Source organism: Paraburkholderia sp. (assembly GCF_047605525.1).
Classification (GTDB): domain Bacteria; phylum Pseudomonadota; class Gammaproteobacteria; order Burkholderiales; family Burkholderiaceae; genus Paraburkholderia.
Map to the genome: position 1 here is coordinate 201,183 of NZ_JASGFN010000014.1, position 17,306 is coordinate 218,488.

The following is a 17,306-nucleotide window of genomic DNA, read 5'->3' on the forward strand; positions in this document are numbered from 1 at the left end:
TTTGCCTTTGTCCGCGCCGAAAGACCGCGCTGCCGTAACCGCCGAAATACCGTTGGTAAGGTTTGTATCAGTGTGTATGGCGCGTGATGTTTTTATTAAAAGGCACTTTACAATTCCGCGAGAATTTTGATGGGCAATCTGGCCCCAATCCGGTTTTCGCTGAATTTGTCCCGGTTTTAATGCGCCGGCAACGAACATCGACACCCGCACGCGAAGGATCGGACGAGGCTGGCCAGACACGGGATGAGCGCCATACGAGGCGGCGCTACGGCATCCAGCCCGTCCACGAACAGGAGCAGGAGTCGAACAGGATGAGAAAACGTTTCGACAGAACGTTGCAGGCCGGTCTCGCGGGCGTCTGGGTCGCGCTGGCGCTCGGCGGTTGCGCGAACGTCGGGCAGCAGGACGCGCAGAACGGCGCGGCAGTGAGCGCCGTCGCCGCATCCGGCGTGCCGGCGGCGAATGCGGGCGCGCCGGCTGACGCCCCGGCGGCAGCCCCGCAACCGCCGATCGACGCCGACCAGAGCGCACCGCCGAAAACGTCGCCGCCGCTCGTCTATCGCGTCAAGCGCGGCGACACGCTTGCGCGCGTCGCGCAGCGTCATCACTGCAGCGTCAAACAGTTGCAGGCGTGGAATGGCCTGAAGGCATCGGCGCGGCTCAAGCCGGGGCAGGTGCTGCATGTCGCGTCGCCGGAAACGGCGCGGGCGGCTGCTGTCACGTCCACGTCCGCACAGGCTTCGACGCAGACGCCGGCACAGCCTTCGACACAAGCCGCGCCGGCTCCCGACGCCGCCGAGGTTCGCGAAGTCATGCAGGAAACCCGCCGGCATGCGAACAGCGTGATGCTCGCGTGGCCTGCGTCGGGCAGCGTGGTCGAAGCATTCCAGCCGGGTGAAACGCGCGGCATCGAAATCGGCGGCAAGCCGGGCGACCCGGTGCGGGCCGCCGCCGACGGCAAAGTGATGTACGCGGGCACCGGACTGAACGGCTATGGCAGTCTGATCATCGTGCAGCACAACAAGGACTTTCTGACCGCGTATTCGCATAACCGCAAACTGCTGGTCAGGATGGGCGACGTGGTTCGCAAGGGACAGCAGATCGCGGAGATGGGCGACGAAAGCAATTCGCGCGTGTCGGTCGGCTTCGAGGTGCGTCGCGACGGCAAGCCGGTCGATCCGCTGCCGTATCTGCCGCGGGGGCGCGGCTAGGATCGGGCGGTCGTCGCTTCGACCTGTGAAGGGATGAGCATGACGAATAGTTCTCTCCCAGGACGTCCCGCAAAAGCTCACCGTTGTTTTAGTCAGCAAGGCCAGGAAATCTGCTCGGCGGCTCATTCGCGTAGTCGTCCGATCGATGAAACCGCAACGCCGCGCACCCGCACTCTTACGGACCGGGTACGAAATGCCTTCAAACAAGGGGGATTCGTGCTGGCGACGAAAGTCGACCCAGGTCATTGACCCGTCATTCATTCATCGCGACAGATGAACCTCGCGTCAAGCGATGGCGCATCGCCGGCGGGAAGCGGCTTTCTCAACGGTGAGAAGATTCAGGAGCCGGCAGCGCATCCGTCGTCATACCGATCTGATCGAACACGCCGCCGCGCTCGTACCCGGCTTGCTTCCGGTTCACCGCGGATCCGTGCCTGATCCTGGCTGCGGCGCCTGCGCGTCGCGCAACAGTCGCGACACCTCGCCGTGGTAATGCAGGATTGCCGGATCGGCCTGCAACAGCGGCAGATAACGCGGCAGAAAAATATTGTTCGGCTGATCGGGTGAGAACAGCCCGACGACGGCCTCGGCCGTCGCGCGTCGATCGGCGGCTTCGGCTTCCGTGTCGTCGAGAATTTCGTCGACGCTCGCGATCACCGTCGACAGCGGCGAGAGCCAGCGAAACCCCGAACCGTTGATCAGCACCTGCAGGAACGCCGCCGGCGTCACCGGGCCGAATTCCTTTTCGTAGATCGCGCGTTCGTGATCGAGAATCGCCTTGTGCAGTGCGAGCAGCGGTTTGCGAATATCCGAGAGAAATTGAGTGCATTGCGAATCGTTCATCGGCGGCTCCTGCGGCTGAAGTGACTCGACGCAATCGTGCGTCGCAATACGATGCGTGGCGGCGCATCGGCTCGCGCCCGTCATGCCGACGGGTTGATGCGTCGATGGTAACGCATCGGTTGGTGTCGCGGTTCGGGCGCCGGGAGGCGCTATGGGATGTGCGGCGAGCCGAGCCCGTCTTGCAACGCGTATTGGCGCGACAGGCGGAACCAGGCCGGCAAGCCTTCAGCGCTGGTTGAAAAAAACGGCAACCGCACAATGCGCACGGTTGCCGTTTTCTTATCGCTCGCGTCGTGCGTGCGCGCTTATTTCATCGATGCTGTCCCACCTTCTGCCGCTTCTCGAGCACCCGCGCATACCACGTGAGCGGAAAGCACATCGCGAAGTAGATCATCGCGACCATGCCGTAGATCGGAAACGGCCGGAACGCGGCGTTGGTAATCATCGTGCCGGTCTTCGTCAGTTCGGTGAAGCCGATGATCGACGCCAGCGCGGTGCTTTTCACGACCTGCACGAGAAAGCCGACCGTCGGCGCGACCGCGATCTTCAGCGCCTGCGGCCACACGATATAGCGCAACTGCTGGTCGAACGTCATGCCCAGACTCGCGCCCGCCGCCCACTGGCCGCGCGGCACCGCCTCGACGCAGCCGCGCCAGATGTCGACCAGGTACGCGCTCGTATAGAGCGTCAGCGTGACCGCCGCCGCGGTCCACGGCGACACGTCGACACCGAGCAGCGGCAGGCCGAAGAACGTCAGAAAGAGCTGCATCAGCAGCGGCGTGCCCTGAAATACCTCGACGTACAGCACGACGATGCGGCGCAGCCAGGCGATCGGCGACACGCGCAGCGCGAGCAGCAGCAAGCCGACGATCCCGCCGCCGACGAACGCGATCAGCGACAGCAGCACCGTCCAGCGCGCGGCGAGCAGCAGATTGTGGGCGATGTCCCACAGCGTGAATTCGACCATGGTCAGCGCTCCGTCGGCAGCGTGCGCGCGCCGCGCCACATCAGGCGGCTGCGCCAGTTGCGCGGCGCGCTGCCGTTGTCGTTGCCGCGCGCGGCGCGACCCGCGAACAGGCTGCGGCCGCAGCGGTTCAGCAGTTGCCGCAGCACGATCGACATCAGCAGATAGGTTGCGGTGATGATCACGTAACTCTCGAACGAACGGAAGTTGCGCGACTGGATGAAGTTCGCCGCATAGGTCAGGTCGGGCACCGAGATCTGCGACACGACGGCCGAGCCGAGCATCACGATCAGCACCTGGCCGAGCAGCGCGGGAAACACGTTGGCGAGCGCCTGCGGCAGCACCACGTGACGGAACACCTGGCGTCCGTGCAGACCGAGCGCCTGCGCGGCCTGCACCTGGCCACGCGAAATCGAATCGATGCCGGCGCGCACGATCTCGGTTGCGTACGCGCCGAGATTGACGGTCATCGCGAGAATCGCGGCCTGTATTTCGTCGATATGGATGCCGAGGCTCGGCAAGCCGAAGAACACGAAGAACAACTGCACGAGAAATGGCGTATTGCGGATCAGCTCGACATAGCTCGCGACCAGCCAGCGCGCCCACTTCGGCCCGGCCGCCGCGATGCTCGCGCCGGCAATGCCGACGAGTCCGCCGAGCAGCGTCGAGACCGCCGTGAGCCCGAGGGTCACGGCGGCGCCGCGCGCGAGCATGCCCGCATAGAGGCCGAAGCCGCTGAAATCGAACGCGTAGGTCATGGCTTGGCGCTCATCGTTGGATCAGACTCCGGTTATCGCCGATGATGGAGAGAGCCCCCAATCGGGCGGCCACCGTCGGCGCGGGAAAGTTAGAGACTGGCCGGCAGCGGCGCGCGCAGCCACTTCTGCGAAATCGCGTTCAGCGTGCCGTCCTTGCGGGCCTTCGCAATCGTTTCGTCGACCTTCGCCTTCAGGCGCGGCTCGTTCTTGTTCAGCCCGACGTGATCGGGCGAGCTGAACAGCGAGAACTTCTGCTCCGGATCGATGGCCGGATGACGCGCGAGAATCGTCGCACCGACGTCGTTGCCGACTACCATCAACTGTACCTGACCAGAAAGAAACGCTGAAATAGCGCCGTTCGGATCGTCGAAACGTTTGATGTTCGCGGTGGGCGGCGCGATCTTCGTGACGCTCAGGTCTTCGAGCGTGCCGCGCGCGACCGAAATCGACTTGCCGGCGAGATCGCCGGCGTTCTTCACGTGCAGCGATTTCGGGCCGAATACCGCGAGGTAGTACGGCGCGTAAGGCTGCGAGAAGTCGATCACTTTTTCGCGCTCCGGTGTCTGGCCGACCGACAGCAGCATGTCGGCCTTGTGGTCGGCGAGAAATGCCATGCGGTTGTCGCCGGTCACCGGCACGAGTTCGACCTTCGCATTGAGCGTCTTGCCGATCAGGTTCGCGACGTCGATGTCATAGCCGACCGGTTTCATGTCCGGGCCGATCGAGCCGAACGGCGGATAGTCCTCGAACACGCCGATGCGCACCGTGCCGGATTTCGCGATGTCGTCGAGCGCGTCGGCGCGCGCGGTCGACGGCAGCGCGCACAGCGCGCCGAGCGCGGTCATCGCCAGCGTCGCGGCGAGCGTGGCGAGCACGCGGCGTGGCTTCGCGCGGCGGGGCGATTGGAGAGCGGAGCGCTGGTTCATGATCTGTTCCTCTGTCGAAAAGCGTCGTTATTGAATTGAGGTGGGTGCGTGACGTGTTCGGCTCAGTGCGCGGCGCGCGCGGCGATCAGCTTGCACGCGTGCGGTGGCAGTTCCGCGAGCACCGGCATGCCGAGCGCGAGTCCCGGCGTTTCGCGCGGCGTGGTCGCGGCGGTCAGCGTGAAGCCGCTGCAATCGATCGTCGCTTCGAGCGACGCGCCAACGTCGCGAATGAACGTGACGATGCCGGGCAGCCGGTTGGGTCCCGCCGTGTCCGAGGCCGCCTTCACGCAGATGTCCTCGGGGCGGATCAGCAGACGGATCGCGTCGCCGGCCTGCGGGCTATCGGCGAGCGGCGCGCGTGGATTTTGCGCGACCGCGATGCGTCGGCCGCCCGGCAGGCTCACGCCGCCCGCGCCGTCGTACTGGACCGGCAGGATGTTGCCGAGGCCGATGAAGTCGGCGACGAACTCGCTGACCGGATCGCGATAGATGTCGAGCGGCTTGCCGACCTGCGCGATACGGCCTTTCTCCATCACGACGATTTCGTCGGCCATCGTCATCGCTTCGCGCTGGTCGTGCGTGACCATGATCGTCGTGATGCCGAGGCGTTGCTGCAGCAGGCGGATTTCGACCTGCATCGCCTCGCGCAGCTTCGCGTCGAGCGCGGACAGCGGTTCGTCGAGCAGCAGCAGTTGCGGCTCCGACGCGATCGCGCGCGCAATCGCGACGCGCTGGCGCTGGCCGCCCGACAGTTGCGTCACCGGCCGGTTCGCCATATGCGGCAACTGGATCAGTTCCAGCAGCTCGGCGACGCGCTTCGTTTGCCGGTCTTTCGCGACCTTGCGCAGCTTCAGCGGATACGCGACGTTCTGCGCGACCGTCATGTGCGGAAACAGCGCGAGCGACTGGAACACCATGCCGAAGTCGCGGCGATTCGCGGGCAGCCGCGTGATGTCGCGGCCGGCGAAATGAATGCTGCCCGAGGTGGGCGTCTCGAGCCCGGCGATCATTCGCAGCAGCGTGGTCTTGCCGCAGCCGGACGGCCCGAGAAAGCACACGAGCTTGCCGTCGGGCACGCTCAGATCGACGTCGTCGACGGCGTGCACCGTGCCGAAACGGCGCGTCACGGCCTGCAAGGTCAGATGGGTCATGGAAGGCTCCGGCACGGGGGAACTCAAAGCGCGACCCCTTCGTCGCCGATCAGCTTTTCGAGCAGCCAGATCAGCGCGAAGTCGATCGCGACGATGACGACGGCGAAACAGAACACGGTCGGATCGAGCGACGACACCGTGCGGCTGTACAGCCACACCGGCAGCGTCATCGTATCGATGCTGTACAGGAAGAAGGTCACCGTGAACTCGTTGAACGACACGATGAACGCGAACAGCATGCCGGCGAGAATGCCGGGGCGCATCAGCGGCAGCACCACGTCGATGAGCGCTCGGCCGGGGCTCGCGCCCATCACGCAGGCCGCTTCCTCGAACTCCGGGCCGATCGACGCGACCGAGGCCGCGCAGTTCTTCACGGTGAACGGCAGCGCGAGGATCACGTGCGCGATGATGAGCCGAAATACGCCGAGCTCGACCGGCAGCACGTTGAACACCAGCAGCAGCGACAGGCCGAGCATCACGAGCGGATAGACGAGCGGCAGCGCGACCAGTTGCTCGACCACCGGCTTGCCGCGAAAACGGTAGCGGCTCAACGCATAGGCGGCGGGCACCGAAACCAGCGTCGCGATCAGCATCGTCGAGAACGCGACGACGAGGCTCGTCGTGAGCGCCGCGCCCATCGAGAGGGTGTCCGTCGAGTCGGGCGACACGAAGCTGTGCCACGCGGCGCGATACCAGTGCAGGCTGTATGCGTGCGGCGGAAATTCGAGCGTGTCGGCCGCGCTGAACGACATCGCGATCATCGTCAGGATCGGCAGCGCGGTGAGAAACAGCACGACGCCGGCGACCAGCGCGGTCGCGCGGCCGAGCTGGCCGGGCATCGTATGCGGCAGGCGCGGCCAGCGTGGCGTGCGCGGCGCCGGTTGCGGCAGATGCGAAACAGGCAGCGGCGTGCTCATGCGTGAGGCTCCCCGGTCAGACGTTGAGTGCGGCGCACGAGCCGTTGCGACAGCGCCATCACGGTCAGCGTCGCGATCATCAGCACGACGCCGGAGGCGGACGCCGCCGGCCAGTTCAGCAGCGGCGCGACCTGATCGTGGACCAGCACCGCGAGCATCGGCACGCGGCGTCCGCCGAGCAGCAGCGGCACCGCGAACGCGCTCGCGTTGTATGCGAACACCAGCAGCGCACCCGACACGAGGCCGGGCATCGCGAGCGGCAACAACACGTGACGCAGCGTTTGCCAGCGCGTCGCGCCGAGCGTCGCGGCGGCTTCTTCATAGGAGATCGACACCGCGCGCATCGCGCTGGAAAGCGGCAGCACCGCGAGCGGAAACGCGGTCTGAATCAGCCCGAGCAGCACGCCATGCTCGCGATACAGCCACAGCACCGGACGCTCGACGAGTCCGCTCGCGAGCAGCGCGTGATTGAGCAGGCCGGCCGGGCCGAGAATCACGAGCCAGCCATAGCCTTGCAGCAGCAGATTGACGAGCAGCGGCAGCAGCACGCCCGCGAGCAGCAGCCGCCGCGCGAGCCGCGACTTCGTGCGCGCCATGGCGAGCGCGACCGGAATCGCCAGCAGCACCGCGAAGATCATGCTCTGGAACGCGAGCCGCAGCGTCAGCCACAACGACCTGATGAAGTAGCCGTCGACCAGGTCCGCGTAGTTCTGCAGCGTGAAGCTGCGCCATTCGTTGCCGGAGCTGCCGAAGCTCATGCGCAGCACGACCAGCGCCGCCGCGCCGAGCACCGCGAGAAACAGCAGGATCGGCGCGAGCAGCAGCCACGGCCGCGCCTTCGCGAGCGCGGTCGCGGCGGGTTCGGCCGCGGCAGCGGCAACCACGGCGCCGGGCGCCGGGCCCGGTGCCGCTTCGTCCGGCATCATCGCGGCACGCCGCGAGAAGCGCGCGAGCATTGCGGTTACGCCGAGAAGATTTCGGTGTAGCGCTTGATCCACGCCGGCTGCACGGCGGCGAGCGCCTTGTCGTCGTGCAGCACGGCCTTCTCGGCGATCTGTTGCGGGCTCGGCACGAACGCGCGGCTTTCGGCCGGAATCACCGCTTTCGAATTGACCGGACCGTTCAGCACGTCGGCGGCCATCCGGCCTTGCACGCCCGCGTCGAGCGAATGATTGATGAACGCATGGATCAGATCGGCGTCGCCCGGATGCGCTTTCGGGATCACCGTGAACATCAGTTGCGTCGCGAAGCCTTCCTTCATCCCGTAGGTCACGCCCATCTTGTACTCGGGCTTGCGGATCTGGTCCGGGAAAAACGCCGGCGAGTAGATGCCGCCGATATCGAGCGAGCCGGTGCGGAACAGGTCGGCAATCTGGTTCGGGTTCTCGCCGAGCGTCATCACGTGGTCCTTCAGTTGCGCGAGCTTTTTGAAGCCCGGCTCGATGTTCTGCTGCGAGCCGCCGTTCATCTTCGCGGCGATGATCGCGAGGTCGACCGCTTCGGCCCATTCGGGCGGCGGCAGGAACACGCGGCCGGTGTATTTCGGGTCCCACAGTGCTTCGTACGAGGCAGGCGCGGTCTTGACCGTCGCGGTGTTGTAGATCAGCCCGTCCGACCACAGCAGATAGCCGATGCCGAAGCCGTTCGCGCCGGTCCGATATTGCGGCGCGACGTCCTTCAGGTTCGGCAGGCGGTCGAGATCGGGCTTCATCAGCAGGCCGGCGTCCGCGAGACCCGACGCGCCGACGCCGGCGAGCGTGATCACGTCGTAGGTCGGCCGCTCGCCGCTCGCCTTGACCTTGGCGACCATGCCGGAGGTGCCGTCGGCGCGATCGGCGATCACCTTCGCGCCGGTCTTCGCGGTGAAGGTCGCGGCGATGTTGCGCAGCGCGGCCGTGCCGGTATCGTCCGACCACGTCAGGATGCGCAGCGTCTTGCCGCTGAAGTTGTGCTCCTGCGCGCGCAGATTGAGAAACGGCATCGGCAGCGCGGATGCCGCGAGCGCCGTACCGATCGTCTTGATGGCCTGCCTTCTACCCCGTTTGATCTGCTGCATGGCGGTCTCCTGTGTTGAACGCCTATTGCCGATGAATTGCCGTGACCGCTGCCGGATATACCGCGCGTGGATGCACTGTAGGTTTGCCAAAATCCCGCGCCAATCGAAATATGCGCATGGAAGGCATGACGTACGCTCATGGCTCGGTGCCGCGGGATGGGCCGGGACGCGCTCGAGACAGGCGGCGGAACGCATAAGGCAATGGCGCATCCGGGTTAACGTCCATATTTCGCCGCTTCGCGCGGCTTGCATCGAGGTATGAGGAAAGCTCGGTTCTGGTGCGGTTGTCGCGCATTTTTCTGCACCACGCCGGTGCAGCGTCGGCCGGACCGCGCGTTTTCGCGTACGCCATGAGCCGAATGCATGCGGTTGTGCCCGCGCGGCGGCTCGTGTAGAGGCGGCCGATCGCGTATCCTGTCGGCTTGACGGGCAGGGCGGCGATGGGCGCCGTTCATGGCCGCGCAATGATTTTTTCTGATCGTGAGTATGCCGATGCGACGCCTTCCGCCGCTCAACGCGCTGCAGATTTTCGAAACCGTCGCGCGCCATCGCAGTTTCACGCGCGCCGCCGACCATTTGTGCCTGACGCAGGGCGCGGTCAGCCGGCAGATCATCGCGCTCGAGGAGTATTACAAGTTTCCGCTCTTCAAGCGTCACGCGAAGGGCCTGACGCTGACCGCCGAAGGCGAAATGCTGCTGCCGGCCGTGAAGGAAAGCTTCGCGCGCATCGAGGAAATGTCGCTGCGCCTGACGAGGCAGCGCACCGATCTCGCGTTGAAGGTGCCGACCTGCGTGATGCGCTGGATGCTGCCGAAAATCATGCGCTTCCAGTCCGAATATCCGGATCTGCACGTGCAGATCACGACGACGTGGCAGCACGACGTCGACTTCCAGAGCGAGCCTTTCGATGCGGCGATCATCTACGGATCGTCGCCGGGCGCGGACGTGCAGGCGGTATCGCTGTTCGAGGAGCGTCTCACGCCGGTCTGCACGCCGGAACTGCTGAAGGACAAGCCGCTCGATCAGGTGGCCGACCTCGCGCGCCATACGCTGCTGCATCCGACACGCGATCATCGCGACTGGAAGACGTGGCTGGCCAAAGTGGCGGAGACGGACGCGGAGGGCGCCGCCGCGATCGACGCCGGGCTCGGCCCGAGCTTCGATACGCTCGACATGGCGACCAATGCCGCGGCGCAGGGCTTCGGCGTCGCGATCAGCGATCTCGCGCTGATCGACGAGGACGTCGCGGCGCGGCGTCTCGTGCGGCCGTTCGATACGGTGCTGAAGACCGGCTGGCGCTATTACTTCGTCTATCCGGATTCAGTCGCGCAGCAGCAGAAGCTGAATCTGTTCCGCGACTGGATCGTCGAGCATTGGGAGGAGTGAACGAGGCGGCGGGGAAGCGAGGCGGCCGTGCCGTGCCGCCCGCCATCACGGCGCAAACGACAGAAACAGATACGCCGCGAACAGCGACAGATGCACCGCGCCTTGCAGGATCGTCGTGCGTCCGGTGCTGAGCGTCAGCGTGCCGACCACGAGCGTGAGCGCGAGCAGCACCATTTCCTTGCCGTTGATGCCGAGCACGATGGGCTGGCCGATGTACAGAAACACGCCGGCGACGGTCGGAATGGTCAGGCCGATACTGGCGAGCGCCGAGCCGAGCGCGAGGTTCAGACTGGTCTGCAGCCGATCGCCGCGCGCCGCGCGCAACGCGGCGAGCCCTTCCGGCAACAACACCAGCGCCGCAATCACGATACCGACCACCGCCGGCGGCGCGCCCGCGTTCAGCACGGCGTTCTCGACCACCGGCGACAGCACCTTCGCGAGCAGCACCACGGCGACGAGGCTCACCAGCAGCAGCGCGCCGCTGATCAGCGCGTCACGGCCGCTGGGCGGCTCGGCGTGGACGTCTTCGTCGGGCACGTCGGCGAGAAAGTAATCGCGATGGCGCACGGTCTGCACGAACACGAACACGCAGTACAGCACCAGCGACGAAATCCCCGCGAACGCCAGTTGCGAACTCGACAGGATCGGGCCGGCGTTCGTGGTCGTGAAGTTCGGCATCACGAGCGTCAGCACCGACAGCGATGCGAGCACCGCCAGCGCCGCCGCCGCGCCGCGGCTCTGGAAGTCCTGTTCGAGATGGCGGATGCCGCCCACCAGCAGACACAGCCCGACGATCCCGTTGCAGACGATCATCACCGCGGCGAACACGGTGTCGCGCGCGAGGCCGGCTTTTTCGGGGCCGGACGTCAGCATCACCGAGACGATCAGCGCCACCTCGATCACCGTGACGGCGACCGCCAGCACCAGCGTGCCGAACGGCTCGCCGATGCGATGCGCGACCACTTCCGCATGGTGCACGGCGGCAAAGACCGCGGCGCACAGCGCCACGCCGACCAGCGAAAGCAGCAACGCGTTGCCCGGCACCGCATAGGCGGCGCCGAGCACGATCCAGCCGACGAATGGCACGACGAGGGTCCAACGGGGCAAAGCGGTCGTGGGCGAAGTCATTCGGGCTTCCTTTCAATACGGGTAGACGACGGGGCGAGGCTGCGCCAGCTCACTTGCGATGCCGGTACAGACTTAAATTTATACTTTAAGTATGCACGGTAAGTTATTAAATTATAAAGAATAATAACGACGGAACGGAGCACCGCCGTGCCACTGCGAGCACGCGTGCGACAGGCGCCGCGAAGCCCCGGCTCGATATGCGGTCCGGCGGCGAATCATTGTGCAACGGAAGAAGCGGTTACGCGCGCGGTTACGCCGTCGTGTTGTGGCAAAGCCGGTGTGAAGCGATGAACTGGCGCCGATGCCATCCGGCCGGACATCGGCGCCAAGGTGTTTCCCTACAGCAACGTCGGAGCCCGGCTTACTGGCCGATTGCGCGGATCGTCAGCGCATTGCGCACCGACTTCACGCCGGCCACGTTTTGTGCGGTCGTGGTCGCGAGCTCGATCATCGGCTGCTCCGGCACCGAGCCCGCCAGCGTTATCGCGCCGTCGCGGGCGCGCACGGTGATGTTCGACACGTTCAGGCCCTTCGTCTTCGCGAGCGCGCTGCGGACCTTGCGGGACAGCGCACGGTTGGCCGCGCGGACCTGCTTGGCGGTCGGCGCGGATGCCGCCGGCGCGGCCGATGCGGCCGCATCGTTGTTTTGCGCGTACGCGTTGAGGGAGGCGAGAACGACTAGCGCGCCACCGATCATCCTGATTACCGGGAATACTTTCATTCGACTTTCTCCTGTTGTCATCGGTACATCGGTTCCCCGGATGGGGACGATGGTTACACCAGCGGGTACAGCGGGATCCGATCTGAATGGCATGGGTACAGCAGTTCTGCAAATACGCGTGGTATCGAGGTCGAGCCGGCCGCGCGGCGCGCGGGCCGGCAAGCCGAAGAGGTCGCGGGGAAGGTGCTGCACGCCGGTGACACACGATACAACAATTAGTGCCATGTTGACTTCGAGGGGGCGTGAAAGTGAGGCTTCGGTACAACGAACAGGCTGATTGGGGCGGAGCGAGGCGTGAGATTGCCCGTCGATGTGTATTCAGGGCGGCGGTTTCCTTGCGCCGGCTTTTGCCACATGCTTCAGACCCGCGCGAGACGTTCAACGACAAGTTCAGGAAAACCGGACGACGCATGCGAAACGAGCTTCTTCCCATCCGGCCACTGCGCCGCGACGATCTGCCGGTCGACACGATCGAACTGGCGCGCTTCATGGTCGGCAAATACCTGGTTCACGATCTGCCCGAAGGCCGCATCAGCGGCCGCATCGTCGAAACCGAGGCGTATCCGGTCGGCGATTCGACGAGCCATGCGTTTATCGGCCGCCGCCCGTACAACGGCTCGATGTTTCTCGCGCGCGGCCATGCGTATGTGCGGCTGACTTATGGCGTGTCGTACATGCTCAACATGTCGGCCGAGGCGGAGGAGGTCGGCGCCGGCATCCTGCTGCGCGCGATCGAGCCGCTCGAGGGACTGCCGCTGATGGAAGCGCGCCGCCCCGGCGTGCCGCTGCGCGATCTCGCGCGTGGACCAGGCCGGCTGACGGTGGCGTTCGGCATCGGCCAGGCGTTCGACGGCCGCGATCTGTGCACAGGGCGCGGACTGTGGATCGGCGCGATCGAGACGGGGCAGGCGCCGGTCGGCGTGACGACGCGCATCGGGTTGTCGCGGGAGATGCATCGGCCGCTGCGCTTTTTCGAGCCGGGCAGCGCGTTCGTCAGCGGACCGCGCAAGCTGTTGCTGATCCCGCATTCGGGAGCATGAAATCGCGGTCGGTTCGCGAGCGTGGATTCCGATCGTTTCTGAGGTCAGACGTATTTCGGAAACCCCAGACGCAAAGGTTACGATCCCGACAATTGTTACCGTATGCTTTATGCATGACAGATGGATTGATGAAAATCCCCTTCATTATTGCGACGTGAACAATTATTTATCTCGTAATTAAGGGTTTTCCCTCGAAAAGCCGGTGACTAGACTGAAATTAATCGCTTCCACAACAGTGTGACAGGCGATGCAGCAGACAAAACCAGCTTGGAGGTAAGTCATCATGAAATCGCTCTTCAAGGCAGTGGCTATTGCAGCAGCTCTCGCCGCACCGGTCGTATCGTTCGCGCAGTCGAGCCAGCAGCCCGTCACCCGCGCGCAGGTCCGCGGCGAACTGATCCAGTTGGAACATGCGGGCTATAACCCGGCGACGTCGAACGACACGAATTACCCGGGCAACATCCAGGCAGCCGAACAGCAGGTCCAGGCGCAGAATCCGACCGTCGCGCAGACGCAGCCGGCCGCCGATACGAGCGGTTACGGCGCGCCGACGAGCGGTTCTTCCCAGTCCGGCGGCATGATGCAGCCGATGAGCGGCGCGCACGGCGTGTATTTCGGTAATTGATCGCGAACTGCGGGCTGCGTAGCCGTGCATGCTGCAACCTTGCACGCACGGCTTCAAATCACCTGGTGTTTGTTTCAATCGGGCGCGCCGCGCGAACGCACTACCAGCGTGTCGTTCGCGCGCGTTGCATTCCTGTTTGAGGGAACCTCCGCTGCCGCAAGGTGGCTTGGCCCAAGCTCTTCGAGGTTTGGGCTTTTTTGCATCGACTTCTTGCATGTGCCGGGCGCGCTCGATGCGTTAGAGATCCATGCTCAGCGGCTCGGCGAAGGGCATGTATGTGTCCGCGCTAGGGCCGTTCGCCGTGGATATAGAACTCGAGTTGCTGGATGGTGAACTGCTGTTCCGCGATGATGTTCTTCACCAGATCCCCTATCGATACCATACCCACGAGCCGGTCGTTCTCGATGACCGGCAGGTGACGCATGCGCCGCTCGGTCATCAGCGCCATGCAGTCTTCGGTCGTCTGGTCGGGGCGAACGAAGCGCACCGCCTTGCTCATGATGTCGCGCACCGGGGTCGCTTTCGACGAACGATCCATCAGCACCACCTTGCGCGCATAGTCGCGCTCGGTGACGATCCCGGCGATGCTGTCGCCGTCCGTCACCACCAGCGCGCCGATGCCCTTTTCGGCCATCAGCCGGATCGCCTCGTAGACAGAATCGTCGGCGCCGACCGTGTAGACGCCGGAGGGGTTCGGTTTTGTTTTAAGAAGCTGTGCAACGCTTGTCATGGAGCGGCTCCGTTTCGCAATGCAGCACGCCGAGATGGCGCGCCGTCGTGAGGGACAGGACAGGCGATTCCAGTATAGGCGTGACGTGCCCCCGAGGTACACCGGGAATACGTGTGGCGGTTCACACGATGCGTGCCGGATCGGTACGGCCGCGAAGGGGCATCCGCGTGCGTCATGCGGATTAGCGGTAAACTCGCACTCCACACCTTATCCCCGGCCTGACCGGGTTCATGTCAGCCCCCTTGTTTAACGCCATGCTCACGTCTCAGGATTCATCGCCGGCAGCGGACGGCGCCGTCACCGGCGAATGCGTCGTTCTCGATGCCACCGCCACGCTTCCCACGCGCTACGGCACGTTCACTTCCTACGTGTTTCGCGTGGTCGACAGCGGCGCGGAGCATCTCGCGCTCGTGATGGGCGATGTCGCCGACAGGTCGTCCGTGCTGACGCGCCTGCATTCGGAGTGCCTGACGGGCGACGTGCTCGGTTCGTATCGTTGCGACTGCGGCGAGCAACTCGATCTCGCGCTGCGCTATATCGCGGCCGAAGGCTGCGGCGTGCTGCTGTATCTGCGCGGGCACGAAGGGCGCGGCATCGGCCTGTCGAACAAGATTCGCGCGTATGCGCTGCAGGAGCAGGGGCGCGATACCGTCGAGGCCAATCTCGATCTCGGCCTGCCCGATGATTCACGCGAATACGATTCGGCCGCGGGCATTCTGCGCACGCTGAAGGTCACGTCGGTGCGGCTGATGAGCAACAACCCGGAGAAGTTTCATACGCTGTCGAAGCACGGCATTCCGGTGTGCGAGCGCGTCGCGCTGGCGATTCCGATGCGCGAGGAAAACGAGCGCTATATCCGCACGAAGCAGTCGAAGTTTGGGCATTACTTCGACGAGAACGAGTAGTTCTGGATCACGACGCAGACGAAATGGAACACATCTACGCAGACGACGATACAGGCAACCTGATCCTGCTCGAGCACGTCAATCTTCGGGTTCCCGACCAGCTCCTCGCCACCACCTTTTACGTCAGCGGACTCGGGCTCACGCGGGACCCGTTCATGATGACCGGTGTCGGCAATATGTGGATCAATATCGGCCGATCGCAGATTCATTTGCCGACCGGAACGGCACAGCGTCTGCGAGGCAGCGTCGGTCTCGTCGTCGGCGAACTGGATGCGCTCGTCACGCGATTGCAGGCTGTTGCGCCGCTGCTCGGCAACACACAGTTCGGATGGGCCGAACGCGCCGACTACGTCGAGGTGACCTGTCCGTGGGGGAATCGCTATCACTGCCTCGATCCCCGGCGCCGGCCGGCCTCGGTTCCGTGGTCGACGATCGATCTGGGAATGGCCTTCGTCAAGCTCGATGTTCCGCTCGGTAGTGCCGCACAGATCGCCGACTTCTATCGGGATGTTTTCAGCACGCCCGTTGAAGTGAAGGACGAGGACGGGGAGCAGTGCGCGGTGATCGACGTCGGAACGCATCAGCAACTGCTGTATGCGGAAACCCCGGAGACGATCCCGGAATACGACGGGCATCACATCGCGATTTACACCGCCCGCTTTTCCGAGCCTTACGCGCGTCTGGTCGGGCACGGCGTCGCATATGGCGAAGAGCCTCACCAGTACCGGTTTGCCAACATCCTGAATCCGGCGTCCGGCGCGCGTTGCTTCGAACTCGAACACGAAGTGCGGAGTTTGCATCATCCGCTTTACGCGCGCCCCCTGATCAACCGGAATCCGCAACAGACCCAGCGTCACTATCAACCGGGCGCCGATTCGCGCAGCGGCACGTTTTGACGCTGCGCGAGCGGGCGAGGTCTGGATCAGGCAGCGGCGCCTGGGAAACTGCCTATCTGACTTCCCAGTTGCCCGGCGCGCTGATAGATGGCCTTCATTAGCAGCATGGCGCTTCTCGGCGGTGGCGAAAACTTCGAATAGACGAAAGTCGAGATCATTTCGAGGTTCTCGACAAGCGGGCGCACGAGGCAATCTCCCTCTTGCGCCGCGAACTCGTCGACGATGGCGAGTCCCAGCCCGCCTCGCACGAGCGCCAGTGCCTGGTCGGCGCGCGTCACGTCGACCACCGACGTGAGATCGACATCCGCTTGCTGGCAGGCCCGCACGATCACCGTACCGAACGGAATGTCGCGGCGAAACAGAATCATCGGTTCCGCCTGGAGGTCGGCAAGCGCAATGCGTTCTTGCGCCGAGAGCGGGTGATTCGGCGGCAGCACGCAAACCATGCGTCCGCGCATGAACGGTACGACTTCGAGATGCTCGTGCTCGATCGGCATCGAAGTCACGGCGACGTCCACGGTTTTACTCAATACCTCCAGTGGCATTTCCGCCATGAGCGTCGTGTGCCAGTCGACCCGCAGCCCCGGCAGCTTGCGCTTGAGCTCCACGATGGCGGGCGCCACGATCGTCGTGGCGAGCGAAGGGCTGCATGCAACGCGCAACAGGCTCGCCGGGCCGAGTGCGAGCGCCCGCGCGAATTCGTCGACGCGCAGCGCCGACTGGTAGACCTGTTCGACTTCGCGAAAGAGCGCCTGGGCTTCCGCGGTGGGAATCAGGCGGCCTTTGGTGCGCTCGAACAGGCGCAGTCCCAGCGTGGTTTCGGTATGGGAGACGAGCTTGCTGATGGCAGGCTGCGAAACGTAGAGCATTTTCGCGGCCGCGTTGATCGAACCGGTGAGCATCACCGCGCGAAACACTTCCATCTGCCGGAGCTTGAAACGCATGTCCCCCTCGGTGCCCGCACCGGGCGATTAACCAAAAGTTATAGGATAGCTGAAACTCGGCATACGACAGCCAGCCAGCAACTCCCTAGTATCTCCATCGAGGAA

Annotated in this window: 18 protein-coding genes; 6 read left to right on the forward strand and 12 right to left on the reverse strand. The window is 64.6% G+C overall.

From position 1 onward, the window contains the following. Nucleotides 1-311: 311 nt before the first annotated feature. Nucleotides 312-1,211 (forward strand): peptidoglycan DD-metalloendopeptidase family protein, encoded by a 900-nt coding sequence (locus QM685_RS21180; protein WP_415118957.1) that lies wholly within the window; start codon nucleotides 312-314, stop codon nucleotides 1,209-1,211. 417 nt (nucleotides 1,212-1,628) lie between these two features. Here QM685_RS21180 and QM685_RS21185 read toward each other — a convergent pair whose 3' ends face one another. From QM685_RS21185 to QM685_RS21220, 8 genes are all read right to left on the reverse strand, one after another. Then, a complete protein-coding gene (locus tag QM685_RS21185) occupies nucleotides 1,629-2,054 on the reverse strand; it encodes a hypothetical protein (protein ID WP_415118959.1) in 426 nt (141 codons plus the stop codon). 310 nt (nucleotides 2,055-2,364) lie between these two features. Then, nucleotides 2,365-3,021: an amino acid ABC transporter permease gene (locus QM685_RS21190; protein ID WP_415118961.1), complete on the reverse strand. Its 657-nt coding sequence runs from the start codon at nucleotides 3,019-3,021 to the stop codon at nucleotides 2,365-2,367. A gap of 2 nt (nucleotides 3,022-3,023) precedes the next feature. Beyond that, nucleotides 3,024-3,776: an amino acid ABC transporter permease gene (locus QM685_RS21195; protein WP_415118963.1), complete on the reverse strand. Its 753-nt coding sequence runs from the start codon at nucleotides 3,774-3,776 to the stop codon at nucleotides 3,024-3,026. An 89-nt stretch (nucleotides 3,777-3,865) separates the two neighbouring features. Next, nucleotides 3,866-4,702: a transporter substrate-binding domain-containing protein gene (locus QM685_RS21200; RefSeq protein ID WP_415118965.1), complete on the reverse strand. Its 837-nt coding sequence runs from the start codon at nucleotides 4,700-4,702 to the stop codon at nucleotides 3,866-3,868. Between the two features lie 62 nt (nucleotides 4,703-4,764). Beyond that, nucleotides 4,765-5,853, reverse strand: coding sequence for an ABC transporter ATP-binding protein (locus tag QM685_RS21205; RefSeq protein WP_415118967.1), 1,089 nt, complete (start codon nucleotides 5,851-5,853; stop codon nucleotides 4,765-4,767). 23 nt (nucleotides 5,854-5,876) lie between these two features. Beyond that, nucleotides 5,877-6,770, reverse strand: a complete 894-nt coding sequence (locus tag QM685_RS21210) for an ABC transporter permease (RefSeq protein WP_415118969.1) — start codon at nucleotides 6,768-6,770, stop codon at nucleotides 5,877-5,879. Beyond that, nucleotides 6,767-7,726 carry an ABC transporter permease gene (locus QM685_RS21215; protein WP_415118971.1) on the reverse strand — a complete coding sequence of 320 codons (960 nt, stop codon included), beginning with the start codon at nucleotides 7,724-7,726 and terminating at the stop codon, nucleotides 6,767-6,769. Before QM685_RS21215 ends, QM685_RS21210 begins: the two co-directional genes overlap by 4 nt. A 5-nt stretch (nucleotides 7,727-7,731) precedes the next feature. Beyond that, nucleotides 7,732-8,826 (reverse strand): ABC transporter substrate-binding protein, encoded by a 1,095-nt coding sequence (locus QM685_RS21220; protein ID WP_415118973.1) that lies wholly within the window; start codon nucleotides 8,824-8,826, stop codon nucleotides 7,732-7,734. Nucleotides 8,827-9,318: 492 nt separating this feature from the next. On the opposite strand from QM685_RS21220, the gene QM685_RS21225 reads away from it, so the two are divergent. Further along, complete coding sequence (locus tag QM685_RS21225; RefSeq protein ID WP_415118975.1) at nucleotides 9,319-10,212, forward strand: LysR substrate-binding domain-containing protein; 894 nt, start codon at nucleotides 9,319-9,321, stop codon at nucleotides 10,210-10,212. Between the two features lie 45 nt (nucleotides 10,213-10,257). Here the strand turns inward: QM685_RS21225 and QM685_RS21230 are convergent, their stop codons facing one another. After that, nucleotides 10,258-11,340, reverse strand: a complete 1,083-nt coding sequence (locus QM685_RS21230) for a calcium:proton antiporter (RefSeq protein ID WP_415118977.1) — start codon at nucleotides 11,338-11,340, stop codon at nucleotides 10,258-10,260. Between the two features lie 361 nt (nucleotides 11,341-11,701). Then, on the reverse strand, nucleotides 11,702-12,061 hold the full coding sequence (locus QM685_RS21235; protein WP_415118979.1) for a BON domain-containing protein: 360 nt from the start codon (nucleotides 12,059-12,061) through the stop codon (nucleotides 11,702-11,704). A 410-nt stretch (nucleotides 12,062-12,471) separates the two neighbouring features. Here QM685_RS21235 and QM685_RS21240 point away from each other — a divergent pair, with 410 nt between their 5' ends. Together QM685_RS21240 and QM685_RS21245 are read left to right on the forward strand one after the other, a co-directional pair. Continuing rightward, nucleotides 12,472-13,101 (forward strand): DNA-3-methyladenine glycosylase, encoded by a 630-nt coding sequence (locus tag QM685_RS21240; protein WP_415118981.1) that lies wholly within the window; start codon nucleotides 12,472-12,474, stop codon nucleotides 13,099-13,101. Between the two features lie 283 nt (nucleotides 13,102-13,384). Next, nucleotides 13,385-13,726 carry a DUF4148 domain-containing protein gene (locus QM685_RS21245; protein WP_415118983.1) on the forward strand — a complete coding sequence of 114 codons (342 nt, stop codon included), beginning with the start codon at nucleotides 13,385-13,387 and terminating at the stop codon, nucleotides 13,724-13,726. Between the two features lie 286 nt (nucleotides 13,727-14,012). Here the strand turns inward: QM685_RS21245 and QM685_RS21250 are convergent, their stop codons facing one another. Further along, nucleotides 14,013-14,456, reverse strand: a complete 444-nt coding sequence (locus QM685_RS21250) for a CBS domain-containing protein (RefSeq protein WP_415118985.1) — start codon at nucleotides 14,454-14,456, stop codon at nucleotides 14,013-14,015. A gap of 254 nt (nucleotides 14,457-14,710) precedes the next feature. Between QM685_RS21250 and ribA the strand changes: the two genes are divergently transcribed. Together ribA and QM685_RS21260 are read left to right on the forward strand one after the other, a co-directional pair. Continuing rightward, nucleotides 14,711-15,361: a GTP cyclohydrolase II gene (gene ribA, locus QM685_RS21255; protein WP_415119040.1), complete on the forward strand. Its 651-nt coding sequence runs from the start codon at nucleotides 14,711-14,713 to the stop codon at nucleotides 15,359-15,361. Between the two features lie 23 nt (nucleotides 15,362-15,384). Continuing rightward, entirely contained in the window at nucleotides 15,385-16,257 is an 873-nt protein-coding gene (locus QM685_RS21260) for a VOC family protein (protein ID WP_415118987.1), read from the forward strand. A 26-nt stretch (nucleotides 16,258-16,283) separates the two neighbouring features. On the opposite strand, the gene QM685_RS21265 is transcribed toward QM685_RS21260, so the two are convergent. Next, a complete protein-coding gene (locus tag QM685_RS21265; protein ID WP_415118989.1) occupies nucleotides 16,284-17,201 on the reverse strand; it encodes a LysR family transcriptional regulator in 918 nt (305 codons plus the stop codon). Nucleotides 17,202-17,306: the final 105 nt, after the last annotated feature.